This window comes from Bacillus cereus, assembly GCF_007678085.1.
Lineage (GTDB): Bacteria > Bacillota > Bacilli > Bacillales > Bacillaceae_G > Bacillus_A > Bacillus_A cereus_BE.
This window is the reverse complement of sequence record NZ_VEDW01000004.1, coordinates 1-18985: the sequence shown is the minus strand read 5'-3', so window position 1 is coordinate 18985 and position 18985 is coordinate 1. Positions and strand designations below refer to the sequence as shown.

Here is an 18985-nt window from a genome sequence, read left to right as displayed (position 1 = left end):
TAGCCCCCTTATAAATTTTTGAATGCATCGATTTGTTGTCGCGTGAAAGATTCCAAATTTTCACCAGATGCATATTTTTTGTACCAATCAATCGTCCAAGCGATAGAATGATCTGTTGATAACTTAGGAGTCCAACTGAGTTTATTTACTGCTTTTGTACTATCAAGTGTTAAAATTGGCGATTCATAAGGGGGATTTGTATGAGGAGAAAGGACTGTTAATGGTTGATTCCATAATTTCATTATAGATTGAATGACATCATGAACTGTTCTGTTAGGTTCATTCATCGGGCCAAAATTCCAAGCTTCTGCATATTCAGCGTCCTGCCAAAGTTTTTCGGCTAAAAGGATATAGCCATGTAAAGGATCTAATACGTGTTGCCACGGGCGAATAGCGAGTTTGTTTCTAATATTTAACGTAGCATCTTGTGAATATGCACGAATGACATCTGGGAATAATCGGTCTTTTGCCCAATCACCACCGCCGATAACGTTACCTGCTCTTACTGAGGCAAGGTTAAGTGCATTCGTGCGGAAGAATGATTTTTGATAGGATGTTGCCACTAGTTCAGCGCAAGCTTTACTAGCGCTATAAGGATCGAAACCTCCTAACCGGTCAGTTTCCACGAATGCTCGATTACCACTCCCGTCATTTTCATAGCATTTATCACTTGTAACATTAATGATGCCGCGTATACTTTCTATATGTTTTGCCGCTTCTAATACGTGAACAGTACCTAAAACATTCGTTTTAAATGTTTCGATAGGATTTTTGTATGAAGTAGTGACGATTGGCTGAGCTGCTAAATGAAATAGTATGTCAGGGGTATGTTGCTTTAGGGCATGGAATAAAGAATCGTAATCTGTAATGTCGCCATTAATTGATGTGCACTCTTTTGCTACGTTACCTTGTACAAAAAGGCTAGGAGTTGAGGGGAGTGGAGAGGAGTATCCGATTACTTCTGCGCCTAAAGAAGTTAAAAAAAGGGTGAGCCATGAGCCCTTAAAGCCAGTATGTCCCGTGATAAATACTTTTTTCTTATTCCAAAAAGATGATGAAGTCATATTACCAAACCTTCCACGGAGCGTTATTACTTTCCCATAGCTCGACTAATTTATTTTTATCGCGCAATGTATCCATTGGATGCCAAAAGCCAGTATGTTGATATGCTGTTATTTCATTTTTGTTTACTAACTGAACTAAAGTGTCTGTTTCAAAAACAGATTTATCTCCACTAATGTAATTGAAAATATCAGGATTTAAAATGAAAAAGCCACCGTTAACCCATCCGCCATCCCCTAGTGGCTTCTCTTGAAAGGATGTGACAGACTGTTTATCTAATACGAGAGAACCGAATCTACCAGGAGGTTGTACGGCTGTAACAGTAGCCGTTTTTCCGTGTTTTTTATGAAATGCAATAAGTTCTTTTATATTTACATTGCTTAACCCATCACCATAAGTGAGGCAGAAAGGTTCGTCCCCAACGTAATTTTGTATTTTCTTAACCCGTCCACCCGTTTCAGTATTTAGACCGGTATCAATTAATGTAACTTTCCACGGTTCTATACGATGAGAATGGTTAGTGATTGTATTGTCACTTAAATGTATCGTGAAGTCGGACATGTGTAAGTTGTAATTTAGAAAGAATTCTTTAATTGCATATCCTTTATAGCCTAAGCAAATAATAAACTCAGTAATGCCGTAATAGCTATATAAACTCATAATGTGCCATAGAATAGGCTTTGTTCCAATTTCAATCATAGGTTTTGGTTTTAAATGAGTTTCTTCTCCAATCCTTGTTCCGTATCCACCTGCAAGAATAACAGCTTTCATTTTTTCCTCCTACTTATAAAAAGAATTTGATATCGATGTTATTATGATATGTACTTAAATGAGAAAGGAACGGGCAATTTCATGGTTATAGTTCGTTCGTTTTTGTTTTTGGAATTTAAGTATTTTATTATTTTATTATAAAGTTAAGTTAATAGATTAAACCATATAAAATGAAACGATAAATTTTGTATAAATTTTGAATAATAAACCGTCACGTTTGACTGTACAGTTTATGTATTGTATGATGGTAGTAATATAAACAAGGGGGGAAGATCGTTGGGAAGGTGTATCGAATCGGACAGTTGGCTCTCATGGCTCACGTGTCGAAACGAACGATTGATTATTATACGAATCTAGGAATCTTAAAAGCGGAGCGATCTCAATCTAATTATCGCTATTACGATGAAACAGCATTTGAGACATTACAATTTATTGAGAAGTGCAAAGAAATGCATATGCCGCTTTGTGAGATTAAAGAGAAAATCGAGGAGAAGAAGAAGCTGCTCGGTATCAATGAACACGTTTCGAAACAAGTGAATGAAGTGACAGACCATATTCATCGATTAGAAGCAGAGTTAACGGAGTTAAAGCCGCTTTTAGATGGATTGACTGATTCACAACGTGAAAAAATATCGAAATCTTTATCTGGTCAAACGACAGCTTTAATACAGACACTTGCTCTATTATTATAGAAAAAAGTGAAATCCGACCTCTTTAATTTTTGTATCGGGCTATGTTTTCTAATGAACAAATAAGAAAACATTATAGTATACAGGAGGTGGACACCTTAGTTTTTTAAACTAAGGGGATTCATTGGAAATATTTAATTTAGTCATGGTTGCGATTTTAATCGCATTTACTGGATTTTTCGTAGCAGCAGAGTTTGCGATTGTAAAGGTACGTTCAAGTCGTATTGATCAGCTTGTTGCGGAAGGGAAACGCGGTGCTTTAGCAGCGAAAAAAGTAACAACAAATTTAGATGAATATTTATCTGCTTGTCAATTAGGTATTACAGTTACAGCTATGGGATTAGGTTGGTTAGGTGAACCGACAATCGAAAAGTTACTACACCCGTTATTTGAGAAATGGAACTTAAATCCTTCTATTTCATCAGTATTAACATTTGGTCTTGCTTTTATGCTAATGACGTATTTACACGTTGTAGTAGGGGAATTAGCTCCGAAAACGATGGCAATTCAAAAGGCTGAAAAAGTAACGTTATTATTGGCAACTCCGTTAATGATGTTCTATAAAATCATGTATCCATTTATTTGGGTATTAAACGGTTCAGCTCGTGTTGTAACTGGATTATTCGGTTTAAAACCAGCTTCAGAACATGAAGTAGCTCATACAGAAGAAGAATTACGTCTTATCCTTTCAGAGAGTTATGAAAGTGGCGAAATTAATCAAGCTGAATACAAGTATGTAAATAACATTTTTGAATTTGATAATCGTATTGCAAAAGAAATTATGGTACCGCGAACGGAAATCATTGGTTTCTACCTGGAAGATTCAGTAGAAGAACACATGAAAGTAATCCAAAATGAGCGATACACACGTTATCCGATTTTTGGAGAAGATAAAGATGATATTATCGGTATGGTCAATGTAAAAGATTTCTTTATTCGATATATGACCGAGGATCAAAAAGATTTATCATCTATTCGCTCGTATATGCGTCCGATTATTGAAGTGATGGAAACGACTCCAATTCACGATTTATTACTTCAAATGCAGAAGAAGCGAATTCCGATGGCTGTTTTATATGATGAGTACGGAGGAACAGCAGGGATTGTAACGCTTGAAGACATCTTGGAGGAAATCGTCGGCGAAATTCGTGACGAATATGATGAAGATGAAGCACCACCAATTCAGCATGTGAATGAGCACCATAAAATCGTTGATGGAAAAGTGCTTATCTCAGAAGTAAAAGATTTGTTTGGATTACACATTGAAGAAGACGATGTGGATACAATCGGTGGCTGGATTATGATGCAAAATCATGAAATTGAAGAAGGACAACACGTTGAGGCCGAAGGTTATGAATTTAAAGTGTTAGAAAAAGACGCTTACCAAATTAAACGTGTTGAAATTCGTAAAATGGAACAAGAGCAAGAAGAAGAGAAAGCAGCAACTGTGTGAGTTGCTGCTTTTCTTCTAAAGTATAAAAAATGCGAGATTAGGAGCGGATATTTTGATTCAAGCAGCCTTACGTGTATATCGATTACAATTGTATGCGATCTTTAGTGGTTTACTACTTATGTGGACGATTACTCCGTTTGGAAAACAAGTAACAGGATTTGGTATCGGATTAGCTGTAAGTGCATATTGTCTTTGGTTATTAGCTCGCAGAGTGGAGAAACTCGGAAAAAGTATCGTAATGAAAGAAAAGGCTCCGGGATTAGGAGTTTTAAACCGATTCGCTGCAGCCATTTTAGGAGCTATTATCATGTATGAAATTGAGCATGAAATGGAAATGTGGGCATTCGGTACAGGCATTTTAGGTGGTCACTTTTTAATGATTGCAAATTTAGCTTATGCGAATATGCAATTAGTGAAAGAGGAAGAGAAGCAAAGAGAACATGCTTCGAAAAACATAGAGCTATGATGAAAGGGGGCCTAATGGGGTTCCTTTTTTGTGTTTAAGCGAGTTAATGAAAGGAATCAAATTAACGACAAATATAATACGCTTCTTTTTTGCGTTTTTCAATAGTATGAAAAATAATGTGAAAAAATTTAAAAACCCATCGATTTCTAAAGGTTATGTATGTTATTATGACAAAAGACTTTTTGAAAGAGGTGGATACCAATGTTACAAGCGTTACTTATTTTTGTGCTTCAAATTATTTACGTTCCCATTTTAACAATCCGTACGATTTTGCTTGTAAAGAATCAAACAAGATCCGCTGCTGGTGTTGGATTGTTAGAAGGAGCTATTTACATTGTCAGTTTAGGTATTGTGTTTCAAGATTTATCAAATTGGATGAACATCGTTGCCTATGTCATTGGCTTTAGTGCGGGACTGTTGTTAGGCGGTTATATAGAGAATAAATTAGCAATTGGTTATATTACGTATCAAGTTAGTTTACTAGACCGTTGTAATGAATTAGTAGATGAACTACGTCACTCTGGATTTGGCGTTACAGTATTTGAAGGTGAAGGAATTAATTCTATACGTTATCGCTTAGATATCGTTGCAAAGCGTTCTAGAGAAAAAGAACTGTTAGAAATTATTAATGAAATTGCACCGAAAGCGTTTATGTCTTCTTATGAAATCCGTTCATTTAAAGGTGGATATTTAACGAAGGCGATGAAGAAAAGGGCGTTAATGAAGAAGAAAGATGAACATGCGTCGTAAAAAAGGGGAGTAGTGCTGCATTAAAAGTGCAGTATAAGGCGATATGTAAAAGAGAGGAATCTATTTTGATGTAGATTTCTCTCTTTTTTATGAAAAGATTATCAGTTAATTGAAAAACTAAATCGTATAATTATTTTTTCTACTCATTCTCAAATTAATGATTAGCCATATAACTTGAAAAAATACCGGTATGATAAACGCGATTAATAAAACGATAAGTGATATGGATTTAATTTCTGGTGTTTGGATAACACCAGCGCCATCAACGTCGCGTAACCAAATAATAGCGGCCCATATTCCAAAAATGATAATCCAAAATATGTTACCGATCCACCAAGAAATCCATCGTTTTTTCATGTTAACACCCCTTACATTTCTCCTCTTTTAAAAGTATATTTTCGTTCGTTACATTTATAATGAAATGACTATAAAATTAGTTTTTATTAACTGTATATCTAACTTGTTTAAAGGTTACCATTTCTCCATCTTTATCATCATCTTCATTCTGTAAAAGCTGAACTCGTGGTTTGTAGCCTGTCCTATGAGCATCCTTGATACCTGTAATATCAAGCTTGTAGGACTCACCATTCTTTATTTTTTTTTCGAATACTTTTGTATTGGCAACATAAATAAAAGTTACTTTATTTTCATCAATGCCTTCGGTCTTAATTTCTAATTCGTTATCTTTTGTAGTAATCGTTGGTGTTAATAATTCAATACTGCCATTTCCGGTTTCTAAAGAATGTTCTACTATAGTTGAACATCCAGATAATATGATTGCGGTGAATAGAAGTATAGCTACTTTCTGTTTCATAACATCCCCCAATTTCAATTGATTTTTGATTTTGACATTGCTAGGCTGGTAGTGTTTTATGTAAATGTTTAGCTAACACTCTTTTTAATTGTACCATAATATGTAAAGTGAAACAGGTTATACATCCAATTTGTGGATAATAGGAAAACTTACTTATGACCGAGAATCAATACTTTTACAGTAAGTATATATTTTCGTTAGAAAACAGTGTTGCTAAAGACATTATAAATTGGATGTCCAAATGTGGGATAATGAATTTATTTTTTATGGAAATTATAATTTTTACATTTTAAAATAATGATAGGGAATAGAGGAATTCATTTACATCGGAGGTAGTTACTTGAACATTAACGAGAAGGCAATTGAAATGTTTGAACAAAATAAATATGAGGAAGCGATGGAACTGTTTCAACGAGCGGTACATGAATCTAGAGGTGTACAATCCCTCAATAATCTTGCTTGGATGTACTTTTATGAGGAAGAGAATGATGATAAAGCTCTTGAATTAATAAAAGAAGTTGTTAAGTTGAATCCTTCCTCATACTTTCCTTATAACATTTTAGGGGACATTTACTTGAAGCAAAAAAAGTGGGCAGAAGCGAAAGAAGCATTACAAAAATCTATTTCAATTCAACCATCGGATGAAGCATATCACAATGTAGCTGTAGCTCATTATAATCTTGGAGAGCTGGAACAAGCTTCGGAATTTTTCTTACGAGTTGCAGGGGATTCGGACTATATCATGTATTGCTATGTAAAATGTTTAATTGATTTAGGGAGAACGACAGAAGCGAAAGAGAAGTTAGATGCTTTTAATAGCAAATCTGATGATTTTTTAGGAGAAGTTAGTGTAGCAGATTTATATGTTGAGTTGAATTGCTATAATGAAGCAATTGAATGGTTCGAAAAGGGATACAAAGAATGCTGGAAAAGTCCTAATTGGATTGGTAGATTTGTTTACGCTCTATATAAAGCGAATAATTTCTCGCGTATAAATGAAGTTATACGGGAATCTATCGAAGCGAAAACAGAAGAAATAGAAGATGTTCAGAATGAAGAAGTAGAAGAAAACTGGACAGAAGAAGATAAGAGAGAGTTAATTGAGGAATATACAGAAGAGAATAATTGTTATAAAACAATGATAGAACGTATCCAATCTGGATATGTTCCAGGTTTAGAATTTGAAACGGATTATATTGGGGGTTGCTATTTATTTGGTTGCAAAAGACATAATCATCTTGAATATAAAGAATAAAAAATTCGACTGTCACATATGACGGTCGAATTTTTTATTATAGGTCGTTTGTTTAAAGGTACTATTTCAATTGTAATGTGTTAAAGGTGTTTCGTATCATTACATAGGTATATATCTTCTTTAGGGAATCCTTTTTTAATATTTAAAATATGTAGTGAAATAAAACCAATAAGTCCTATTCCGCCGAAAATAAGCCATGGTGTATACATTCCGCTTAAGTTGGCTGTAAAAGATGTACCGGTATAATTACCGATGATAAAACCAAATGCGAGTGATAGTTGATAGAATCCGAAGTAAGTAGCTGTATATGATTCGTTACTGTAACTTGCAATAGCGATATCAGCGTTAGGTAATACGAGTGTTTCACCGATTGTAAATAAAATTATACAAATAAATAGCCAATTTGGGTGTTGAAATAAAGGAATGAGTAAAAAGGAAATGCTCATTAATAAAACACCGTATTTAATAATCGAAAGTGTGTTGTATTTGTGAAATAGTTTTCGGAATAACACCATAAATATGACGCCTGTTATTGCGTTTATCGTAATAACGAGTGTAGCAAGCTGGTTGCTATTACTAATGTTTTTCATATGAAGTGGAAGTGCGACAGTAAGCTGAGTAAACATAATATAGAAGAAAATCATGATAAATGAAAACAGAAGAAAAGGCTTGTTTTGTAAGATAGCCTGTATTCCTAATGTAATAGACGTGTTTTCAGTAGTGACTAGGAAGTGATTTTTAAGTAAGTAAAAGATAAAAGCGAATAACAGCATAAGTGATCCTGTTAGAGAAAAAGCATAGATTGGATCGAGTAAGAGTAAGAACCCCCCGGCAATTGGTCCAATTATTGCACCGCAATTAAAACTAAGGTTTAAATATGTAAATAAATTTTTTCTTGTAGGAGCTGGTTGTGAGCCGAATATGGCGCGCGCAGCAGGTTCATAAAATGCAGTTCCGAAGCCGATAAGTGCAGAAGAAATAGATATGGTATAGAAATCAGAGCATATTCCTAAAGCGATAAATCCAATTCCTCTTAAAGATAATCCGGCTATCATCATAATGATATAGCCTATTTTGTCAGCGATTAATCCTGAGAATAAAGGGACAACTCGTGATGTGATTGTCATAACCGTCAACACTGTTCCTACTTGGACAGCAGAAAAATGAAGAAAGGTTAATAGATAAATAGCTAAAAATGCGTATACAGCAAAATACCCAAAAGACATAAAAAATGAAGAAATAAGCATGAAACGTATCGGTATTGAGAAACTTTTCATAGAACTCCTCCTAATATTGTAACCAGTAAAATTAATTGATGGTTAACTATTTTATATTATAATTATACATAAAGTCAGAAAAAAGTAAATTTTAAGAAGAAGGTGGATGGAATTGAATCAAAATGCACCAAATGAACTAGAATATATTCGGGAATTTTTAAATACATGGAAAATACCAAATGATACGAGAGAAGCAATTGATTTGTTGCAGACCGAAGATGATATAAAGCAATTTATGAACAAACATTTTCATGAAGAGTTTCCGTTTCATACGATAGAGGAATTAAAAAGTTTTCGAGAAGACATTAGGACGACAATTGAAGGCGAAGGATCATTGCAAAAGTGGTTAGAGAAATACCCATTTCATGTACAGATAAAGGAAGATATGAAAGTTATTACATATGGGCCTGTGCATGAAGAGAATGTATATACAAAATTATTAAGTATTGTTTTAGTGTCAATTCAAGAAAATTTTTGGGGAAGGTTAAAAGCATGTCCAGATTGTCGCTGGGTATTTTATGATTATTCGCGAAATGGAAGTAAAAGATGGTGCGGTATGTACGCTGGAGAAGAAGGAGGGAGAGCGTGCGGTACGATAGCGAAAGTGAAAAATTACCGAGCGAAGAGAAAAGGAAGATCAGGTTATAATGTGTAATTTATAGTAGGGGAAGAAAATGGAATGGGGGGAATGTAGAGTATGAAAGATACACAAATGTTAGTGTTAAATAAAAAGTGTTGGGATACAGTAGCACCATATTTCTTTCAAGTAGATTGTTTACCGAAATATGGTCCGTATACAGCGTCTGAAGATGAGATTCATTTGTTTGATTCAATTAAAAATAAAAAGGTTCTTGATATTGGGTGTGGAAGTGGGCATTCGTTACAATATATGGCAGAGCATGGGGCGGAAGAGTTATGGGGTCTTGATCTTTCAAGTGAACAAATTAAAACAGCAAATGAAACGTTAAAGAGTTGGAATCCAAAGTTAATATGCAGAGCAATGGAAGAGGAATCGGATATTCCGAAAGGGCATTTTGATATTGTATACTCCATTTATGCATTAGGTTGGACTTCGAATTTACGAAAAACGTTGGAACTGATTTATTCATATGTAAAGCCAGGAGGAAGTTTTATTTTTAGTTGGGAGCATCCAGTGTATTCAAATTTACAGTATGGCACAGAAGAAATTGCTTTAAAGTCTTCTTACCATGAGGAAACGCCTATTACGTTTGAAACATTTAAAGGAGAAAATGTACAAGCGACATTATATAAGAGAAAAATAAGTACATACATAAATGAGTTAAATAGAGCGGGATTTACAATTGAGAGGATAGAAGAACCTGAGCCATCTAGCGTGTTTGATGAAGAATTAGCTGAGCCGTCTACGAAATATTATTCGTTATATAAAGCTAGAATGGTGCCAACTACTTTTATTGTTAAGGCGAGAAAATGAAAAATACAGCGTACGCTTTTTTCAGTGTACGCTGTATTTTGTTAAAGGTCAGTACTTATCTCTTCGGTTGAAAAATATGTTGAAAGAAGTATTTGTGATGTAAATTATCGACAACTTTATTTGCTTGATATGTGCGGTGTTGTTCAAGTCGAAGTCTTTGCTCCATCATTTTTATTGCGTGATCAGATAAACGTAACATTTTACATTTCTCCTTTTCTATAAATATAGGTGACTAATTGGCATCGATTCCATATTTATAATTAAGGAGGCAAAATGTGTAACATAGGCAAAAAGCACCTTCCTCTCCCATTACGCTTACGAGGTTAGCTGTCGGACTCGGGAAGTGAGAGTTTCCCTACTTAAATAAGATTCGCCCCAAGTAGCATGGCTACAAAAATGGTTCCCCCGCTCCAAAATTTGGACTCAGCAAAAGGTTTTATAAAGTAAAAGATAACATAAATAAATTGATGAGTCAAACTATTTTTTGTTTTCTGATTTTTCAAGAGAGGTTAAAACCACACCATCGGGTAATATGATATCCTTTATTTCAATAAAACCATGTTTTTTATATAAAGACAGAGCAGGGGTATTTTCTTTCCCTGTTTGTACAATATATGTTTTGGAAGGGGAGAACATGTCAAATACATATAGTAGTAGTTTAGTTGCAATTCCTTTATGAAAATGATCAGGGGATACTACTAAACGATGAATATCAACTTCCTCTTCATCCATTTTAAAAGAAATAAACCCGGCAAGTGTATCTTCATAAAAATAGCCGTAAAAAATTTCATCACATAATTGAATATCGGCTACAGTATCATAAAGACGAGGGATAGCCGTACTATTTATATATTTTGCTTCAATTTCATAAGCGGGTATTTGAATGTTTAAAATAGAAGTAGCAGTGTTGTGAGAAGTTGTTACTAATTTTTGAATCATAGGGTAAAACCTCCTTATAGGCATTATTTTCATAGATTTGACAAGATTTTTCTTTATTGGATATAATAATTATAATAGTTACATAACAATTTAGTATTAAAAAGAAATACACCATAATAGAAATGGAGGACTAAAAATGGGATGGATTATCACATTAATAGTTGGTGCTATTATAGGTGCAATTGCAGGTTCTATAACGGGTAAAAATTTTCCGGGTGGTATGTTTGGAAATATTATCGCAGGTTTATTAGGTGCTTCGTTAGGTGGTAGATTATTTGGATCTTTTGGGCCATCATTTGGTGGGATTCATGTCGTGCCAGCATTATTAGGAGCAATCGTGTTAATTTTTATTGTATCATTTGTAGTGAAAGCTGCAAAGAAATAGATATATAGATTATGATAAAAAGCCCTGAATAAGGGCTTTTCATCATTCGAAGAGGTGGTTTCGTTGGAGAAAATAAATATAAGAAAAAGAGATAAGCTGAAAAAGTTTTTTAGAGAACACAATTATTTAGCAGTGTTACTTGGGTTTGCACTATTGTTCATTAATATTTTATTACTAACAAAAATATCATTTGTTTTTACACCGTTTATCGTCTTTTTAAAAACAATTTTCTTCCCGGTATTATTAGCGGGCGTACTATTTTACATTTTGCATCCATTCGTTTCACTTTTAGAAAAGAAAGGTGTTTCAAGAATTGTATCGATAGCCTCGATATACTTAATCGTAATTGGATTATTTGTGTTTTTAGTTTTAACGGTTATTCCGATTATTAAAGATCAAATTGATGCATTAATAGATAACTTACCGTATTTCGGTCATGAAATTGAACGAGCAGCACGACGATTCGGGGAAAGTAACTTACTAGGAAAAATTCAGGAGAATTTAAATATTGATGTAGCGAGTATGGTAAAAGACTATACAGTTGATTTTACGAAGTCGTTATCATCAGTAACAGGAAATGTAACTGGATTTTTAAGTACTGTTACAGAGGTCGTTTTAACGTTTGTAATGGTTCCGTTTATATTGTTCTATCTTTTAAAAGATGGTGAGCAATTACCGAATCATTTCTTAAAGTTTATTTCAGAACAAAGACAACCAGCAGCGATGAGAATACTAGATGATATGCATTATGCGATTAGCTCGTATATTAGAGGGCAAATTATCGTTAGCTTGTTTATTGGTATTATGTTATTAATCGGTTACCTGATTATTGGTATTAAATATGCGGTACTACTTGCTATTTTAGCGATGATTGTAAATATCGTTCCGTACGTAGGACCGATCATTGCAATTACACCAGCATTAATTATCGCATTTATTGACTCGCCAGCAATGGTTCTAAAAGTAATTATCGTTATGATGGTCGTACAATTAGCAGAAGGTAAATTTATTTCTCCGCAAGTCATGGGGAAAAAGTTAGATATTCATCCAATTACAATCATATTTATCATTTTAACTGCTGGAAACTTATTCGGTATTATGGGGATTATTTTAGCGATTCCAGGGTATGCGATATTAAAAGTGTTAGTGACGCACGGGTATAGATTTGTTAAGTTGAATACGTGAAAAAATAGCTAAAACAGATAAAACTGTTTTAGCTATTTTTCATTTATATTCTTGTTATAGTAAACAAATTCACCTTATGCGTAGGCTTTTAATTCAATAATAGGTAGATTGCTTTCCTTTAGTTTGTAGTCAAATATTAAATCGTCCATGCGAAAATTAGCATCTACTTCAAGAGAAATGAAAGTACCTCCAATTTCTACCTGTTTTCCGTTCTCGTTTTCAAAAGTGAGCGCACCGTCAAATGTTTCTATGTACTCATCGCAAGTGTATACATATATAGCGATAGGTGTGAAATGTATAATCACGCCTAAAGTATCATCTTGCGTTTTATCATCGTTCTTAAACGTATCAATCTTTCCATCATTCTTTTTAGTAAACCAACCCATGACATCACCTCGTTTTTATATTGCAAATCGATTCTATATATATTGATTATATATCGCTCGGAATAAATTGGTAATCAGTATTGCTAAAATCTAACAAAAAAGAAAATTCAGTTTTAGATGAACGAGAAATGTGATAAACTGTAAAAAATAATGAAAAGCAATGAAAGAGAAGAGTACATATTCGAAACTTTTCAGAGAGCTGATGTGTGGTGGAAATCAGTAAGGGATGAATATGGAATGGGCTCTAGAGCTTCTAGCTGAAATGAGTAGGCAAAGACGGTTACTTCACGTTAAGAAGTTGAAGTGAGCTATGATGATAGCTAATGAAGGTGGTACCGCGGGAGTCTCTCGTCCTTTTTTAAGGATGAGGGGCTCTTTTTATTTTGAGAAAGGAGGAGTTAGGTTGAGCGGAAAAATAATGTTAACAGGAATTAAGCCGACAGGTTATCCGCATTTAGGGAATTATATTGGCGCGATTAAACCTGCACTGCAAATGTCAAAGAGTAATGAAGGAAAAGCACTATATTTTATAGCGGATTATCATGCATTAAATGCTGTACATGATCCAGAAAAGTTCAGTAGTTATACGAAAGAGGTAGCAGCTACTTGGTTATCACTCGGACTTGGAGAGGATGTTATTTTTTACAGGCAGACAGAAGTGCCGGAGATTCTAGAATTAGCTTGGATATTAGCTTGCTTAACTCCGAAAGGACTCATGAACCGTGCTCATGCGTATAAAGCGAAGGTAGAGCAAAATAAAGAAGCGGGTTTAGAGGTAGATGCAGGCGTGAATATGGGATTATATACGTATCCGATTTTAATGGCAGCTGACATATTACTATTTCAAGCTACTCATGTGCCAGTCGGAAAAGACCAAATTCAGCATATTGAAATCGCGCGTGATATTGCGACGTATTTTAATCATACATTTGGCATGACGTTTACGCTTCCAGAGTATGTCATACAAGAAGAAGGTGCCATTTTACCTGGTCTTGATGGAAGGAAGATGAGTAAAAGTTACGGAAATGTAATCCCATTATTTGCAGAACAAGAAAAACTACGAAAGTTAATATTTAAAATCAAAACAGACTCTTCACTTCCAAATGAACCGAAAGAACTAGAAACGTTATTTACGATATATAAAGAATTTGCGACAGAAGATGAAATGCAGTCGATGCGTGAAAAGTATGAAACTGGAATCGGATGGGGCGATGTGAAAAAAGAGTTGTTTCGCGTTGTAGACCGCGAATTAGCTGAACCCCGTGAGAAATACGCTATGTATATGAATGAGCCGAATTTATTATATGAAGCGTTAGAAAAAGGTGCTGAGCGGGCAAGAGAAATCGCGAAGGTGAATTTAGCGGAAATTAAAAATCGGATTGGATTTGAGAGGGAACGTTAAGAGTTCCCTTATTTTTTTACAAAAAAACCGAACGGAATTCCAATTTGTTACCAATATAGAGTGAGGAGGGATAGAAATGGTCACAACTCTCGAATTAAAAATGTTGCTAGTTCAAATAGGAATAGAAATTGTACCACCTAGTAATTTAAAAGAAAAAATTTTAATTCAAGTTAATCTGATGGAGGAAATAACATTTAATCATGTTGAGGTGAATAAAGATGAGTGAAATTGTGTTAGCAGTTCAAGGATTAAGTAAGACTTATGAGAGTGTAGATACAAATGTTAGAGCTTTACAAAATGTATCTTTGGAGTTAAATAAAGGAGAACTCCTTGCCGTAATGGGGACGAGTGGGTCTGGGAAGAGTACATTACTTAACATACTTGGTGCTTTAGACAAGCCTGATGAGGGAGTCGTATATGTAAATGGTGAAGTCCCTAAAAATATGTTTGTTGAACCATACGCGACGGAGTACAGGCGGGATAACATAGGATTTATATTTCAGTCATTTCATTTATTAAAGGATTTATCTGTAGAAGAAAATATTGCGTTACCTCTCATATTATCAGTCGATTCAGAAGAAGAGATACGAGAAAAAACAAATAACATATTAGATGTTCTTGGTTTAGTAAATTGGAGAAATCATCGACCAGTTCAGCTTTCTGGGGGACAACAACAACGTGTTGCAATTGGTAGGGCGTTAATAACATCTCCTCCAATTGTTCTTGCAGATGAACCTACTGGAAATTTGGATTTCAATACGTCTAATGATATTTTACGAGTACTAGTCGATATGAAACAAAGATTTAAGCAAAGTATGATTCTTGTTACTCATGATCCCCATATCGCTACGTATGCAGATCGGGTTCTCTTCTTTCATAATGGAGAAATTGTTGATGATTATACGTGTACTCATGGAGTAAATGATATAAATATCATTTTAGGTAAATTTAAAAAAATAATGGAGAAATCAAAATGATAAAATCAGTACGAGGATTAAGTTTACGCTTTTTTAAGACGAATAAATATACTGCTATTTCCTCTATAGTTAGCGTTATGTTGGCCGTTTCTCTAATTGTTACGATGATTATATTTTCGAGTCATGCGAAACAGTCTGTTATAAATGAAGTGAAAAATGTATATGGAGATATGGATTTATCAGTTGGATATAACCTTGATCAAAATAAATTGATGGATAAATCCTTGCTACAAAATATTAAGAAACAAGAAAATGTTGAATACATGTCAAAAGTATTAGTAAATCATTTGCAAGTGAATAAATTGAATACAGCTATTTATACAGTAGGTGTTCAAAATGATTCGTTATCTAAAAGTCGATATCACTTTTCTAAAAATCTATCAAATGAGGAAGTAACATTAAATGATGGATTAGCCGAAACTTTACAAGTAAAAGTTGGGGAAAAGATTGAAATAGAAAATAAATCATATGTAGTAAAAGAAGTTTTATCTGATATAGAAGCTGGAGGTTCAGCTCCAGATATACTCATTTTATCGGAAGGTGCAGTGAAACAGCACGTATATGAAAAAACAGGTAAACACAATGAGGCTACTTATGTGTTGATAAAAGCAAAAGAGAATGCAGATGTACTAGCCTTGTCTAGTCAAATTCATAAAATAGACAAAGAATTAAGAATTGATATTGCGGAGGAAGACGAGTTTTTAAAAAGTAACTTAGCATCATTACATATTTTTATAATCGTTTTATCTATATTAACACTTATTATTACTGCATTATTATTGATGTCTAATTTTGAAGTGTTTTTATATAAATATAAAAGTCAATTTGCTATTATGCGATCAATGGGAGCAACAACGAAACAAATGTTTAAAGTTATATTTATTCAATGTAGTGTAATTAATTTTTTTGGTGGAATATTTGGCTTGTTTCTAGCTGTAATAAGTGACCGTTTTTTACAAAGTTGGCTAGAACAGTTATTTGCTTTTCAAATTAATTCGATGAGTTTTGACTATAAAATAGCAATTGTAACAATGATTTGTAGTATCTTTTTTATCGAACTGTTTATGTTATATCCTTCATACAGAAGTTCGAAAATATTGCCAGTAAAGCTTATGCGTGAAAATGAAGAATCCGATTTTTCTAATAAAAAAACACGCAGTATGATGGGGAAATTCCTTTTAATTAGTAGCATATTTTTAACTGTTTTAGGTGGATTTGTAGCAAATACGGGAGATACGCAGGCAATAGTGATAGTAATAGGATCTATATTTCTCGTTTTAGGAGTATATATTTTATTTCCGACTTATCTTTCTTCGATATTAATAGCATGTCTTCCTATAATGAAAAAAATATTTGGAAGGAATACATTTGTTGCTATTAAAAATGTAATTCCACAAGTAAGGAAAAATACATTTGTTATCTTAATGATAAGTACAATGATGGTGATAGTTGTCTTCGGCTCCACCATATTTAAAACGATGCAAAAAAATAATGAAAGATATTTAAAACGAGAATTTCCAACACATATTGTTGTGGAAAATCGTTTGAATAATGATTCAACCATTACCTTACCTCATATACAAAATATATTTAAAGAAATAAGTAGTGTAAAAGGAGCTAGTACAATTAGTACGAACTCACTGGCAGAATTAAAACAAGGTGAAAATTATATTACTTTTGACTATAATTTAGGTGATTTAAAGGAAATGGAAAAGCAAGGATTACTGCCAGAAGTACCTGCAAATTTGGAGAATAGTATAATTGTTACAAAAGAGTTAGCGGAGCGGTATAAACTTCATGCAGGTGATATCGTTCAATTGGGTCTATTTTCAGAACAGGAACAAAAAGTTAGACCGACTAGTAAGGTAGAAATCGGATTAATTGTTAATGAGCTACCGAATTCTCCTGCGGTACTTATGGATTGGAGTAATGTAACATATAAACAAGATTATACAGTTTTTGAGCGAGCATTTATTAGTTCAAATAATGAGAGAGAGACGTTGGAGCAATTAAAGAAATTGAAAGGTCAATATCCACAATTAAAAATAAGTAGTTATACTCAATCGTTAAAGCAATCTAATTTAATATTTCAGCAAAGGTGGTCCATCTTCATCGTTGTTATTGTAGTAATTTTATTTAGTGTAACATTAGGGGTATGTAATACGCTTATAAATAATATTCAATCTAAAAGAAAAGAGTTTGCTATTTTAAGAGCAATAACAGTTAAGAAAAAGGGGATTGTACAAGTTATTTTGACGCAAGTTAATTTATATGTACTTATTGGAATCGTACTAGGGGCTGTTATAGGAATATTATTAACCTATATGGTAAGTATAATAGATCGTACACCTTTATTTTTTGATTTCCAACTTATCGTAACGGTAATAGCGGGGATGTTCGGAATAGTCCATATTATTTTTATTCCTTTTGCTAATAGAATAGGGAAAAGGGACATTGTAGAAGAGTTAAATAAGGATAATAAATAAAAGAGGTTAACCCAAGTAGTTATTCAGCTACTTTTGGGTCAATCTCTTTTTTATTAACAATTGATTTGCGTATTGTTGTGCTCATTCATAAATGTAAAGTGCATTATTTTAGTTAGATGCCACCGAGTAATATCATTAGGTGAAGTAAGGAGTTCGTATTTCTTTTTGAAACTTATTAGTTGCATATATTAAAAAGTATGCTACTATAGGGATACTTTTTAAACTTGTTTAATAAGTATAATTAAAATCACTTATTAAAGGTGTTTAATAAGTGTGGTTCATTCGATAACAAAGGAGATGATTCTATGAAAACAGAAAAAGAAAAGATGTTAGCGGGAGAAATGTATATTGCGGATGACGAAGAATTAGTAGCTGATAGGGTGGAGGCAAAACGTTTAACACGCCTTTATAACGAGGCGATGGAGACAGGAGATGAGAGACGTTTTACGTTATTAAATCAGCTTTTAGGTTCTTCAGCTGATGGGAAAGCCCAAATTAATCCTGATTTTCGTTGTGATTATGGCTACAATATCCATGTTGGAAAGAGCTTTTTCGCAAATTTCAATTGTGTGATTTTAGACGTTTGTGAAGTTCGAATCGGTGATCATTGTATGTTTGCACCTGGTGTTCACATTTATACTGCTACGCATCCTTTACATCCGGTAGAGCGGAATTCTGGTAAAGAATATGGGAAGCCTGTAAAGATTGGTAACAACGTTTGGGTTGGCGGGGGAGCTATTATTAACCCTGGTATTTCAATTGGAGACAACGCTGTAATTGCTTCAGGGGCAGTTGTGACAAAAGATGTACCTAATAATGTAGTAGTTGGTGGTAATCCAGCTAAAGTTATTAAAACGATAGACTTATAGAAATCATTTTTCATGGGTATATGAATAAACTGGTGTCGTATCGTATAGACAATGTGAAAGGTGTTTTATTATGAAGAAAGATAGTACGAACAATTGTACAAAGACATTACTGGCTTCTTGAAACGTTCTTTTTCTCTTATTTGTTTTGCCGGTTTTCTCGTTTGCTGTAAGTTTCTATCATGCCTTTCGAGAGGACTCCCACCTCTAAACGTAAGTGAAGGTGGTGAGGTGAATCGAAAGAAATATTTTATTTTCAAGAAAACAATAGAAACATACGTTCCGTTTTTGTTATAATATCCTTAACAAGGAGGTGAATAAAATGACAAAGGAAAATCCATCAAACTATAAAACTCTTCAAATTTGGAT

Annotated in this window: 22 protein-coding genes, 1 riboswitch and 1 other annotated feature; of the genes, 14 read left to right on the top strand and 8 right to left on the bottom strand. The window is 33.8% G+C overall.

Features of this window, described 5'->3' with window-relative positions; genetic code table 11:
• Positions 1-8 precede the first annotated feature (8 nt).
• Both rfbG and rfbF read right to left on the bottom strand, forming a co-directional pair.
• On the bottom strand, positions 9-1064 hold the full coding sequence (gene rfbG, locus FS742_RS17325) for a CDP-glucose 4,6-dehydratase (protein ID WP_144613930.1): 1056 nt from the start codon (positions 1062-1064) through the stop codon (positions 9-11).
• 1 nt (position 1065) lies between these two features.
• Complete coding sequence (gene rfbF / locus FS742_RS17320; protein WP_144613929.1) at positions 1066-1833, bottom strand: glucose-1-phosphate cytidylyltransferase; 768 nt, start codon at positions 1831-1833, stop codon at positions 1066-1068.
• A gap of 284 nt (positions 1834-2117) precedes the next feature.
• On the opposite strand from rfbF, the gene FS742_RS17315 reads away from it, so the two are divergent.
• The 4 genes from FS742_RS17315 (at position 2118) to FS742_RS17300 (ending at position 5191) form a co-directional block, all read left to right on the top strand.
• On the top strand, positions 2118-2525 hold the full coding sequence (locus FS742_RS17315; protein ID WP_000285637.1) for a MerR family transcriptional regulator: 408 nt from the start codon (positions 2118-2120) through the stop codon (positions 2523-2525).
• Between the two features lie 121 nt (positions 2526-2646).
• Positions 2647-3975 carry a hemolysin family protein gene (locus FS742_RS17310; protein WP_144613927.1) on the top strand — a complete coding sequence of 443 codons (1329 nt, stop codon included), beginning with the start codon at positions 2647-2649 and terminating at the stop codon, positions 3973-3975.
• A gap of 52 nt (positions 3976-4027) precedes the next feature.
• Positions 4028-4441 carry an ATP synthase subunit I gene (locus FS742_RS17305; RefSeq protein ID WP_046957915.1) on the top strand — a complete coding sequence of 138 codons (414 nt, stop codon included), beginning with the start codon at positions 4028-4030 and terminating at the stop codon, positions 4439-4441.
• A gap of 201 nt (positions 4442-4642) precedes the next feature.
• On the top strand, positions 4643-5191 hold the full coding sequence (locus tag FS742_RS17300; protein ID WP_000938438.1) for a DUF2179 domain-containing protein: 549 nt from the start codon (positions 4643-4645) through the stop codon (positions 5189-5191).
• 117 nt (positions 5192-5308) lie between these two features.
• On the opposite strand, the gene FS742_RS17295 is transcribed toward FS742_RS17300, so the two are convergent.
• The gene (locus FS742_RS17295) at positions 5309-5548 is read right to left on the bottom strand and encodes a DUF3923 family protein (RefSeq protein ID WP_087958920.1); all 240 of its coding nucleotides are present in this window, start codon (positions 5546-5548) and stop codon (positions 5309-5311) included.
• Between the two features lie 76 nt (positions 5549-5624).
• Positions 5625-6005 (bottom strand): hypothetical protein, encoded by a 381-nt coding sequence (locus tag FS742_RS17290; protein ID WP_144613925.1) that lies wholly within the window; start codon positions 6003-6005, stop codon positions 5625-5627.
• A gap of 340 nt (positions 6006-6345) precedes the next feature.
• Between FS742_RS17290 and FS742_RS17285 the strand changes: the two genes are divergently transcribed.
• Positions 6346-7260, top strand: coding sequence for a tetratricopeptide repeat protein (locus FS742_RS17285; RefSeq protein ID WP_144613923.1), 915 nt, complete (start codon positions 6346-6348; stop codon positions 7258-7260).
• Between the two features lie 80 nt (positions 7261-7340).
• Here FS742_RS17285 and FS742_RS17280 read toward each other — a convergent pair whose 3' ends face one another.
• Entirely contained in the window at positions 7341-8537 is a 1197-nt protein-coding gene (locus FS742_RS17280) for an MDR family MFS transporter (protein ID WP_144613922.1), read from the bottom strand.
• 112 nt (positions 8538-8649) lie between these two features.
• Between FS742_RS17280 and FS742_RS17275 the strand changes: the two genes are divergently transcribed.
• Positions 8650-9192, top strand: coding sequence for a CGNR zinc finger domain-containing protein (locus FS742_RS17275; protein ID WP_144613920.1), 543 nt, complete (start codon positions 8650-8652; stop codon positions 9190-9192).
• Positions 9193-9234: 42 nt separating this feature from the next.
• On the top strand, positions 9235-9990 hold the full coding sequence (locus FS742_RS17270) for a class I SAM-dependent methyltransferase (protein ID WP_144613918.1): 756 nt from the start codon (positions 9235-9237) through the stop codon (positions 9988-9990).
• Positions 9991-10045: 55 nt separating this feature from the next.
• Here FS742_RS17270 and FS742_RS27670 read toward each other — a convergent pair whose 3' ends face one another.
• Both FS742_RS27670 and FS742_RS17265 read right to left on the bottom strand, forming a co-directional pair.
• On the bottom strand, positions 10046-10189 hold the full coding sequence (locus FS742_RS27670) for a hypothetical protein (protein ID WP_000945246.1): 144 nt from the start codon (positions 10187-10189) through the stop codon (positions 10046-10048).
• A gap of 97 nt (positions 10190-10286) precedes the next feature.
• Positions 10287-10429: riboswitch (cyclic di-AMP (ydaO/yuaA leader) on the bottom strand.
• 38 nt (positions 10430-10467) lie between these two features.
• Positions 10468-10929 (bottom strand): GNAT family N-acetyltransferase, encoded by a 462-nt coding sequence (locus tag FS742_RS17265; protein ID WP_144613916.1) that lies wholly within the window; start codon positions 10927-10929, stop codon positions 10468-10470.
• Between the two features lie 136 nt (positions 10930-11065).
• Here FS742_RS17265 and FS742_RS17260 point away from each other — a divergent pair, with 136 nt between their 5' ends.
• The gene (locus FS742_RS17260; protein ID WP_087967622.1) at positions 11066-11314 is read left to right on the top strand and encodes a GlsB/YeaQ/YmgE family stress response membrane protein; all 249 of its coding nucleotides are present in this window, start codon (positions 11066-11068) and stop codon (positions 11312-11314) included.
• Positions 11315-11377: 63 nt separating this feature from the next.
• On the top strand, positions 11378-12499 hold the full coding sequence (locus FS742_RS17255; protein WP_141526003.1) for an AI-2E family transporter: 1122 nt from the start codon (positions 11378-11380) through the stop codon (positions 12497-12499).
• A 74-nt stretch (positions 12500-12573) separates the two neighbouring features.
• Here the strand turns inward: FS742_RS17255 and FS742_RS17250 are convergent, their stop codons facing one another.
• Entirely contained in the window at positions 12574-12885 is a 312-nt protein-coding gene (locus tag FS742_RS17250; RefSeq protein WP_144613914.1) for a hypothetical protein, read from the bottom strand.
• Positions 12886-13036: 151 nt separating this feature from the next.
• Positions 13037-13244: a binding site (T-box leader), on the top strand.
• A gap of 5 nt (positions 13245-13249) precedes the next feature.
• Between FS742_RS17250 and FS742_RS17245 the strand changes: the two genes are divergently transcribed.
• From FS742_RS17245 to FS742_RS17230, 5 genes are all read left to right on the top strand, one after another.
• Positions 13250-14287, top strand: a complete 1038-nt coding sequence (locus FS742_RS17245) for a tryptophan--tRNA ligase (protein ID WP_144614688.1) — start codon at positions 13250-13252, stop codon at positions 14285-14287.
• 76 nt (positions 14288-14363) lie between these two features.
• Positions 14364-14513 carry a hypothetical protein gene (locus FS742_RS27665; RefSeq protein WP_186327190.1) on the top strand — a complete coding sequence of 50 codons (150 nt, stop codon included), beginning with the start codon at positions 14364-14366 and terminating at the stop codon, positions 14511-14513.
• A complete protein-coding gene (locus FS742_RS17240; RefSeq protein WP_144613912.1) occupies positions 14506-15264 on the top strand; it encodes an ABC transporter ATP-binding protein in 759 nt (252 codons plus the stop codon). The genes FS742_RS27665 and FS742_RS17240 overlap by 8 nt, the downstream gene beginning before the upstream one ends.
• Positions 15261-17750: an FtsX-like permease family protein gene (locus FS742_RS17235; RefSeq protein ID WP_144613910.1), complete on the top strand. Its 2490-nt coding sequence runs from the start codon at positions 15261-15263 to the stop codon at positions 17748-17750. The genes FS742_RS17240 and FS742_RS17235 overlap by 4 nt, the downstream gene beginning before the upstream one ends.
• 305 nt (positions 17751-18055) lie before the next feature.
• Positions 18056-18619, top strand: coding sequence for a maltose O-acetyltransferase (locus FS742_RS17230; protein WP_000845610.1), 564 nt, complete (start codon positions 18056-18058; stop codon positions 18617-18619).
• Positions 18620-18985 lie beyond the last annotated feature (366 nt).